The organism is Methanosaeta sp. UBA458, from assembly GCF_002496085.1.
In the GTDB taxonomy this organism is placed as follows: Archaea; Halobacteriota; Methanosarcinia; order Methanotrichales; family Methanotrichaceae; genus Methanothrix; species Methanothrix soehngenii.
In genome coordinates this window covers 1-231 of the sequence record NZ_DAIK01000116.1, presented here as the reverse complement: position 1 = coordinate 231, position 231 = coordinate 1, and the positions used below count along the sequence as shown (strand labels likewise).

Annotated in this window: 1 pseudogene; it reads left to right on the top strand. The window is 42.0% G+C overall.

The features are described from left to right. Nucleotides 1-35: 35 nt before the first annotated feature. Nucleotides 36-231: pseudogene (locus BP822_RS08475) on the top strand (hypothetical protein); the annotation flags it as partial.

Here is a 231-nt window from a genome sequence, read left to right as displayed (position 1 = left end):
CTTTAAGAATGGCGGAAAATTTTGTTCCGCGGCAATTGGATAACTTTGAGCCGCTATTAATATATAGAACGGTGGTTTATGATAAAAAAAGTGGTGCAATGAGATCAATGCAAAGGATTTGGCTAATCTTTCTGATCATCCTAATTACGGGAATATGCACAGCTCAAGTTCCAGACCTCGTGGGCAACTGGACTGGATCGGCGACGGCATATTTTGTTGGTGATGGTGCAT